This window comes from Trinickia sp., from assembly GCF_051961175.1.
GTDB lineage: Bacteria > Pseudomonadota > Gammaproteobacteria > Burkholderiales > Burkholderiaceae > Trinickia.
Genome location: NZ_JBQCDN010000425.1, coordinates 1 through 8,223 on the forward strand (window position 1 = coordinate 1; position 8,223 = coordinate 8,223).

The 8,223-nt window shown below is 60.7% G+C and carries 9 protein-coding genes and 1 pseudogene; 3 read left to right on the forward strand and 7 right to left on the reverse strand.

The window, feature by feature from the left end:
• On the reverse strand, positions 1-515 hold a 515-nt coding region (locus tag ACTHL0_RS24095), incomplete at its 3' end, for a substrate-binding domain-containing protein (RefSeq protein ID WP_440569556.1).
• Between the two features lie 371 nt (positions 516-886).
• On the opposite strand from ACTHL0_RS24095, the gene ACTHL0_RS24100 reads away from it, so the two are divergent.
• The gene (locus ACTHL0_RS24100; protein WP_440569544.1) at positions 887-1,627 is read left to right on the forward strand and encodes a GntR family transcriptional regulator; all 741 of its coding nucleotides are present in this window, start codon (positions 887-889) and stop codon (positions 1,625-1,627) included.
• A 220-nt stretch (positions 1,628-1,847) separates the two neighbouring features.
• Here ACTHL0_RS24100 and ACTHL0_RS24105 read toward each other — a convergent pair whose 3' ends face one another.
• Genes ACTHL0_RS24105 through ACTHL0_RS24115 form a run of 3 tightly spaced genes read right to left on the reverse strand, consistent with a single transcriptional unit; the run spans position 1,848 to position 4,245 of the window.
• Positions 1,848-2,873: a dienelactone hydrolase family protein gene (locus ACTHL0_RS24105; RefSeq protein WP_440569546.1), complete on the reverse strand. Its 1,026-nt coding sequence runs from the start codon at positions 2,871-2,873 to the stop codon at positions 1,848-1,850.
• Positions 2,870-3,028, reverse strand: coding sequence for a hypothetical protein (locus ACTHL0_RS24110; protein ID WP_440569548.1), 159 nt, complete (start codon positions 3,026-3,028; stop codon positions 2,870-2,872). Before ACTHL0_RS24110 ends, ACTHL0_RS24105 begins: the two co-directional genes overlap by 4 nt.
• Positions 3,029-3,066: 38 nt before the next feature.
• Positions 3,067-4,245, reverse strand: coding sequence for an MFS transporter (locus tag ACTHL0_RS24115; RefSeq protein WP_440569558.1), 1,179 nt, complete (start codon positions 4,243-4,245; stop codon positions 3,067-3,069).
• Between the two features lie 104 nt (positions 4,246-4,349).
• Between ACTHL0_RS24115 and ACTHL0_RS24120 the strand changes: the two genes are divergently transcribed.
• Entirely contained in the window at positions 4,350-5,255 is a 906-nt protein-coding gene (locus ACTHL0_RS24120) for a LysR family transcriptional regulator (RefSeq protein WP_440569550.1), read from the forward strand.
• Here the strand turns inward: ACTHL0_RS24120 and ACTHL0_RS24125 are convergent.
• Together ACTHL0_RS24125 and ACTHL0_RS24130 are read right to left on the reverse strand one after the other, a co-directional pair.
• Positions 5,252-6,490 (reverse strand): MFS transporter, encoded by a 1,239-nt coding sequence (locus ACTHL0_RS24125; RefSeq protein WP_440569552.1) that lies wholly within the window; start codon positions 6,488-6,490, stop codon positions 5,252-5,254. The two genes, ACTHL0_RS24120 and ACTHL0_RS24125, sit on opposite strands and share 4 nt — an antisense overlap.
• Positions 6,491-6,732: 242 nt before the next feature.
• Entirely contained in the window at positions 6,733-6,948 is a 216-nt protein-coding gene (locus tag ACTHL0_RS24130) for a GNAT family N-acetyltransferase (protein ID WP_440569554.1), read from the reverse strand.
• 133 nt (positions 6,949-7,081) lie between these two features.
• Between ACTHL0_RS24130 and ACTHL0_RS24135 the strand changes: the two genes are divergently transcribed.
• Positions 7,082-7,894 (forward strand): MetQ/NlpA family ABC transporter substrate-binding protein, encoded by an 813-nt coding sequence (locus ACTHL0_RS24135; protein WP_440569560.1) that lies wholly within the window; start codon positions 7,082-7,084, stop codon positions 7,892-7,894.
• Positions 7,895-7,949: 55 nt separating this feature from the next.
• On the opposite strand, the pseudogene ACTHL0_RS24140 reads toward ACTHL0_RS24135, so the two are convergent.
• A pseudogene (locus ACTHL0_RS24140) lies at positions 7,950-8,223 on the reverse strand (hypothetical protein); the annotation flags it as partial.

The following is an 8,223-nucleotide window of genomic DNA, read 5'->3' on the forward strand; positions in this document are numbered from 1 at the left end:
GTTTGCGTCCAATCGCCGTGCACGGAACCCACGATTTTCAAGCCCGGATACTTTTTGATTTCGTCGGTGATGCCGCGGTGAATTTCGTCGTCGACCGACACGCCGGCCAAACCGCGGATTTCGAGAAGATTGCCTTTGCCGTTCAGCCGTTTGGCCATGTAGTCGATCTGCATGGCCCCCAGTTGATGAAAATCGACGGCGATGCGATACGCACAGGGTTCCGTTGCGATGCCGTCGAACGTGACGACGGTCACGCCCGCCGCGCAGGCCTGCTTGATCACGCCGTTGAGCGCGGTGGGGGAGGCGGCGTCGATGGCGATGGCCTTGTAGCCCTGCAAGATCAGATTCTGGATTTGCTGCGCCTGTTCGGTGGCTTGATTCTCCGCTGTCGTGAACGTGGGCGCCGCCGCGACGATGCCGGCCTTGACGGCCGGGTCCGCCACTTCGGCCCAGCTCTTGAGCATGGTTTGCCGCCAGCTGTTGCCGGCGTAATTGTTGGAAAGCGCGACCTTCATCGCCGCCGTGCTGCCGGCGGCTGCGGTTTGGGCCTGCGCCGCGCCGTTGGCAACGAGACAAAATCCGAGCACTGCAGAAGCGAGGTACGAACGCACTTGCTGTCTCCTTTTGATCTGATTGGAACGTCCACGCGCAACGCGGCGGTGCGGCAAAACTCAAAGGGGCGCACGAGGGGACGAGAAGGTCGAGCCGAGTTGACGGCCAGCCTTGGGCAACTAATATACTAGTTGAACGGCGGAATGGGGAGAGTTTCTGCGTGCCGTCCGATGTGAGTGGTTGCCTGGAGGGTGCGTTGAAACGGCCATTGCATGAGTCGCACGGCCGCCACAGCCCGTAAATGATTCTTTGATTGGGTACGTACCCATGGTTCATGAAAACCCGTAACGATCCCGAGCAGTTCATCGCCCGCGTGCTGCCGCACGCCACCTCGCTCGACCGCGCGCTGCCGCTGTCCGCGCAAATTTACGATCTGCTGCGCGAGGCGATCGTTACGATGGCCGTTTTACCCTCGGATGTGATCTTCGAGCGCGCATTGAGCGAAACGCTGGGTATCTCGCGTACGCCGGTGCGCGAGGCGCTGCAACGGCTCGCCCGCGAAGAGCTCGTCACGATCGCGGCGCAGTCCGGCACGTTTGTCGCGCCGGTGCTGCGCGAGCAGTTCGCGGAAGGCGCGTTGATCCGGCGCGTCCTCGAAAGCGCGAGCATTCGCCGTGCGGCGGAGCTGATTACAGCGCGCGAGCTTGATACCTTGCACGACATTCACGAAGTGCACCGGCGTGCGATCGAGCGCGAGGACCCGGTGGAAGCGATCCGGCAGGACAACCGATTTCATGCGGCGGTGGGGGCAGCGGCTCGGCTGCCGAAGGTCCTGCAATTGATCGACTTGGTCCGGGCGCCTATCGATCGCGTGCGGTACGTGACGGCGCGCGAGCCGGAAGAAGGGGCGATGACGCTGGCACAGCACCAGCGGGTGCTCGATGCGCTGGTCGCGCACGACCCGGATGCGGCGGAAAGTGCGCTGCTGGCGCACCTCGACGATGCGCTGCTGCGTCAACAGCGCGTGTTTGACGCGCATGTCGAGTTGTTCGAGGGGAGTGCTGCGGGGCGGTGAGCCAGGACGATCGGCGCGCGACGCCAGGGCCGATCGATTCCCAATACCCTGTTGGACCAGCCATTGGATGCCTTTTTGCACATGGCGTCGCTCGGAGATTGATGGCCGATGACCTTCCAGCGCGCGGGTCACACTGGGTTGGGAGGCAATTCTGAGTCGAAGAAGTGGTGCTTGACGAGAGTGAACTGGACTTGGGAATCGGAATTCAACGCGCTCGCGTCTATTCGAAAGCGGCGTTGAGAAACGCCGCGACCTCAGCAGGGGATTTCGCCTGCGCTTCGGGATCTCCGCCAAGCGTGACACCCGTGGTTAAGCAACGCTTCGACTCAGCCACGGCTGAAGCGCCGGAGAGCGTCAGGCCATTGCGAACCATCGTGAACGTCCTGCTATCGAGATCATACGAACCGTGACATTCTCGGGCGCTCGTCGCAAGCGGTATCGAATGCACCCGCGTTGGTCTGTCGAAGCCATGCCAAGCATCCGGATATTCTTTCAGGGTGACCGGCACGCCTCTTGATCGGAGTGTGTCGGCATAGGCAATGCAGGGGGCCGCTGGTGTGTAGTTATCTTTGCCGCCAACCAGCATCAGGATGGGAGAACCGTCGAGATGTGCCGACTCATAGGAGATGCCGCAGGATGGATAAAAAGCGACATGCGCAGCGAAGCGCAGGCCGCCTTCCATTGCGGCCAGGCGGAATGGTTCTAACGCTGAATACAGCGCCGCGACGCCGCCGCGCGAGAAGCCCATGACCGCAATTCGGTTTTTATCGATACGAGCATCGGTCGCCAGCAAACGTAGCGCGGCGTAGGCATCGGCGATATCTGCTGTCATTGCGAGTTGCGTCTGATCCTTTTCGGTGTTCCTGATACCGCGCCCGGTGAAACTGTCGACGACGAAGCTGGCATATCCGAGTGCATTCATGCGCTGGGCCCAAACCCCTTCACCTCGATTCACGCCGCTACTTCCGTGCAGGATGATCACGGCGGGCACGACGCGCGGCCCGTCGGCAGGCATGCTCAGTTCCCCGGTGATGACAGCCTTTTCACCGTTGGCGTAGTGCGAGAGATAGTCCCCGGTACTCCTGGGCGTGACTGAAGCGAACGTTATAAGTCCGCTACGACCATCGTCGAGAGACGTCGTGATCGAAGAACTCATCATGGCGGGCGAACCGCACGCTGCCATCACGCTCGCGGCGATAGCCGGCAACAGGCTTAACGCGGCGCGACGAACGATCCTTGTGTTCATTCTTCGTACGTCCTTAAATTCGAAGTCAAATAACCATCGTCAACGGCCTCGATGCTACCGTCGAGCGTAGATTCTGCATTGAAGCCTGCTTCCTGCAACTCATCGAAGCGCGGGTGCGCGTCGCTCGTCGGCACGCAGTCCAGCGGCATGTCCACAGGATGTCCACTGAACAAAATTAGCGAAGCAGACCGATTCAACATGAGCCCGGATTGCCCGTGCCAAGATAGCTTCCCGTCCGCCAGCCGACCAACACGAGCATGCCTACGATCGCCTGTGCACCGGCGACAAATGCGACACAACCTGCCCAACCCCAGTGATGCCATGCGGGGACCGGCAAGATCGAGCCGAGACTTCCGCCAAAGTAATAGAAAGAAAGGTAGATGCCGACCGCCGTCGAGCGCGCACCAGGTGTTTTAAGAGAAATGAATGCGTTGGCTGATGCCTGCTCGACGAACACCGCAGTCGAACTGAGCGCAAGGCCGATCAGGATCGCGATCATGTTGTTCGACATCGTGAGCGACGCACCAACGATCGCGAGCCCCGCAGCGGCGAGCGCAACGTCGCGTGGCCCACGCTTGGCTGCGATGCGGCCCGCAATCGGCGTGACGACGATTGCGACAAGAAAGACCGCGTAGATCGCACCAATCTGGACCGTATCGAACCTGAACGGCGCACCTGCGAGCCGCAGCCCGACGAACGTGAAGGTGGCAACCTGAGAGGCAAGCACGCACATTCCGATCAAGCATGTTGCGAGCAGTGGGCCATGCGTCATGTGCCTTAGGCGGGACGCACCGACAGCATCGGCTTCGGGGCGCGTCGTGCCCGACGTCGGCAAGCAGGCGTAGATTACCAGGCCCGTCGCCAGGCACAGCCACGCGACAATATCGAGCGCATGACGCCAACCAAAGATCGACGTGAACACATTGGTGAGGAAGCGCCCCGCGAATCCACCGAGCGTCGTGCCTGCAACAAACAGCGCGCTGATCTCAGTTGCCGAGCCATAAGTGAAGGTCTCGCCGATGTACGCAATCGAGATCGCGAAGATGAATGGCACCAGCACGCCCGCCGCGAAGCGGGCCGCGAGGAACGATGAAAAGCTCGCTGCATGAGCGGACCACAGAGCCGGCAGTGCGACCGCCATTGCGGCGCACGAGATCACCTTGCGGCGATCGAAGCCCGCAACCAGCGTGCCGACGAACGGAGCGATAATGGCAACGGCCAGCGTGGTCATACTGACACCTTGGCCGGCGTGCTCCGCACTTACGTGGAATGCCTCAGCGAGCTCGCGCAGAATGCCTTGCGTCGAATAGAGATTGAGAAAGGCTGCGAATCCGCAAAGGAAAAACGCAATTCGGGCTGTCTTGATCGTTATATCGTTCACGGATAACGCCTTATCTGGTTCACGTGACAGTCTGACGATCGAGCGACTCCAGTGCCAATACCGTTTTGGTTGTCATTGATACCGGAAGAACAAGAATGCTCGACCTGCGCCGCCTTCGCTATTTCGTGACCACCGCCGACGAATTGCACTTCGGACGCGCAGCACTACGCTTGCGCATCGCGCAACCACCGCTGACCCGCCATATCTCGGCGCTCGAGGCCGAGCTCGGCATCCGGCTGTTCGACCGCTCGACGCGCGCAGTGCAATTAACGCCGGAAGGCGCGCTATTTCTCGAACAGGCACGCCGCGTGATCCATGCGGTCAATGAGGCCGAAGCGACTGCGCGCAAAATGATGCACGGTCTCGTCGGCCGCATCGTAATCGGCTACGCGAGTTCCATTCCGATGTCCGATGCGTTCTCGGACATAGTCCGCAACGTGAGTCGCAACATGCCAGAGGTGGAGCTGGAATTTCGGGAGGTATCGACCGCCAGCCAACGCCAGCAGATCACCGATGGCGCGATGGACATCGGGTTTGGCTGGTCCGTGGCGAAAGCGTCCGGCGAGCGCATTCGATCGCTCGTCGTGTCACGCGAGCCGCTCATTGCTGCGGTGCCCGCGCAAAGTCCGTATGCGGGCCGGCAGACGATTGCGTTCGCCGAACTTGCTTCGGAACGTTTCATCACGTTTCCACCCGGATCCGGGTCTGCCCTGAACGCCGCGCTGGAAGATCTGTCAGCGCGGGCCAGTGTCGTTCCGCTAGTGGGCCCGACTGCATCGCAAATCGCGACAGTGGTGTCGCTAGTGGCCGCAGAACGCGGGGTCGCGATCGTGCCCGGCTTCACGTCGACATTGCAACGCTCCGGTGTCGCTTACGTCCCGTTAGCCGAACCCTGTGTACTGGAACAGACCGTGTTGTGGAGCGAGCCATTCCCGTCGGCTTGCGTCGAGCGCTTTGTTAAGCTCGCCTGGGCGCTCACGGCAGGTCGGACACCGAATTAGCCGCTGTGGCGCGGCGAAGGCGCGCCTCCATTGTCGAGCCCCTTCTGCACGTACCACGACAGCGGTAGCGTCAGCAACAGGATCGCCGCGAGTGTGATCAACGCGGTCGGCATACCCGTGAGGTCGCCGAGTTTGCCGAAGAGCACAGGTGACAGCGCGCCACCGCCGATCGTGCCCGTATAGAACAGCGCAAACGCCCGTTCGCGTTTGCCGATGCCCGCCAATTCCGGGACAACTCCGTACAGAACGGACGACGTCCCGTTTAGTGCGAGTCCGAGCAGAGGCAGCAGCGCCATCGTTGAAGCGAGCGGCAAGAACACCGTCGCCAGGACTAGCAGTGACGTCGCGGACTCCGTCAACCATACTGTCTTCATCATGCCGATGCGCACACCCAGGTAGCCGCATAACAGCTTGCCGAACGCGCCGCCAACGAACAGCAGCGTCAGCGCCAGCCCGATACCGGCCGTGCCGGCGCCCTTGCTCTTCAGCAAGAACGGCAGAAAGGTAAGAAACCCCATCCGAACCGCGCTGTCGAGCGTGCCTGTTGCGAGCAGTGCTCGCAAGCCTGTAGCTGAGTCTTTGCCGACGATCGCCTTCGGGGTTTTCTCCCGTGTCGCGCGTGCCATACCGTTTGACGGAATGAGCGACCCTACCAGGATTGCCGAGACCACACCGAGCAGACCAATCAGCGTCGCGCTGGTACGCCAGGTCACGACGGTCAGCAGCAGGCCGACCAGCCCGGGAATCAACGTCTTACCGATGTCGCCGGAGAAGTTGTACTGCGATAGCGCTTCCTTGACGCCGCCGCCGGCCTCATACGCATCAGTGATCATCGAGGAGGCCAGTGGGTGTTGAGTGCTTGCACCCAACCCGCCAAGTACGAGCGCGATCATCAGTACCGAGAGCCCGCCAGCGTGGCCGGCGACGAGGTACGCGAGCCCCGCGATAGCGGTCCCGCCCACAAGCATGCGTTCTCGCCCCCAATGTCTGGCCGCACGGCTGGCCAGCAGTTGGAAAGCGGCCATCACGCCTGAATAGGCGCCGCGCAACATGCCGATCTGCGTGTAGTTAATCCCGAACTGCGCCTGCCAGATCGGCAGCAGTACATAGATGACGTCCGTCAGGCCATCGTGCACGGCATGCGCGCCGCAGGCAGCCCACAGCGAACGGCGGCGTGCGGACGTATCGAGGACATCCGGGCCATGGCCGGCGATTTCGCTTTTCGGATTACTCATCGTTATTTTTGCTCTGAATGTCGGAACGTACATATTTGATCAGAGTGAGTGCAGCTTGTCCCGTGCCGTCTTCCTCGTAGTAGCTGATCGCTTCGTTGACATCCTGCCGGGCTATCTATCAGGATGATAGGCTTGGATTTTCATCTCCGGTGATAAAGCACTCGGCACGAAGCGAGTCAAAGTAGCTCGCATCGGGTGCTACCGCCGATAGTTGCTTGTTGGCCGACGAGCGACGGTAAACCTCAAGTGGCTTCACCGAACTGGCTCCGGTATTTGACGAAGCCTCGCTTTCGGTTGCCACGGAAACCGATCTGCTCGAAGAAGCGGTGCGCATCGACGCGAGAGGCCGAACTGAGCAACATCATCTTCGAACAGTTTCGCGACAGGCAAAATCGCTCAATCTCACGTAGCAGCGCCCGTCCGATCGAGCATGTCAGCAGCGCTTGCGATTTCCACATACCGTTCCCGGAAGAAAACAAAGATTGATTTGTTGGTTTGGCAAGCGTTGACGTTTTTGTAAGCTCACATGCCTACGACCGACAAACCGTCGCCGGAGCCGAGCACCGGCGTAACGGCGCAGAGGAGAACCTGATGAAAGTCTTTGACCACGCATGGTCGCGTTTGGCCGCGATTGCTCTTGGCGCATTGGTCGCGGTGAGTGTGACCGCGTATGCTGCCGATCCCGACAAGAAGGAAATTCGTTTCGGCGCGACGGCCGGACCGTATTCCGATCAGATCCGCTACGGCATCAAACCTCTGTTGGAGAAGGAGGGCTACAAGGTGACGATCGTCGAGTTCAGCGATTACGTTCGGCCGAATCTCGCGCTGGCCGATGGCGCGCTCGACGCCAATGCCTTTCAGAACGAGGTGTATCTGAAAAGGTTTTCGGCGGATCACAAGCTCGCGCTGTCAGAGGTGGTGAAGGTGCCCACCGCGCCCATCGGGCTATATAGTCACAAGCACCAGCGTCTCGACGAACTGAAGGACGGTGCCTCTGTTTCCCTGCCTAACGACGTCACCAATCAGGCGCGCGCGATCATCCTGCTGCAGCAGCTTGGCTGGGTGACGCTCAAGCCCGGCGTCGATCCGTTGAAATCGTCGGAACGCGATATCGATGCCAATCCCCACAAGCTCAAATTGGTGCCGCTGGAAGCCGCACAATTGCCGCGTTCGCTGGACGACGTCGACTACGCTTTCGTGAACGGTAACTTTGCGCTAGCTTCGGGCCTCGGGCTCACGGATGCGCTGTTGCTCGAAAAAATCCCGCCGTACTATCTGAACCTCGTCGCAGTGCGCACGGCCGATCTGAACAGGCCATACGTGAAGGACATCGCGAATGCCTACAGATCGACGGAGTTCAAGCGCGTGATCGACGAACGTTTTACAGGTTTCTTGAAACCGTGAATGTGATGGCCCGAGGCGAACCATCCACGAAGCCAGGGCTTTGCTCTTGCTTTTTTCATTTGGGACGTAAGCGTCCGACCGACCGGTCATCCCCGGAACGGCACGTCGGTACGATTTCGAGCAGTGCCGCCCAGCGCCGGCTCCAGTCGCTGTCGTGCGCCAGGCCCGGAACGGTCAACGCCTGGGCGCACCGCGTACCCGTGGCGTTCACGAAGCGTTGCGCCACCGCAGGCGGGACGACATCGTCCTTGGCCCCGCTGAAATGCACTTGCCCAATGCTTGCGACACGGCTTGCGAAATCGATCGCGTCTTCCGACTCGGGCATCGGC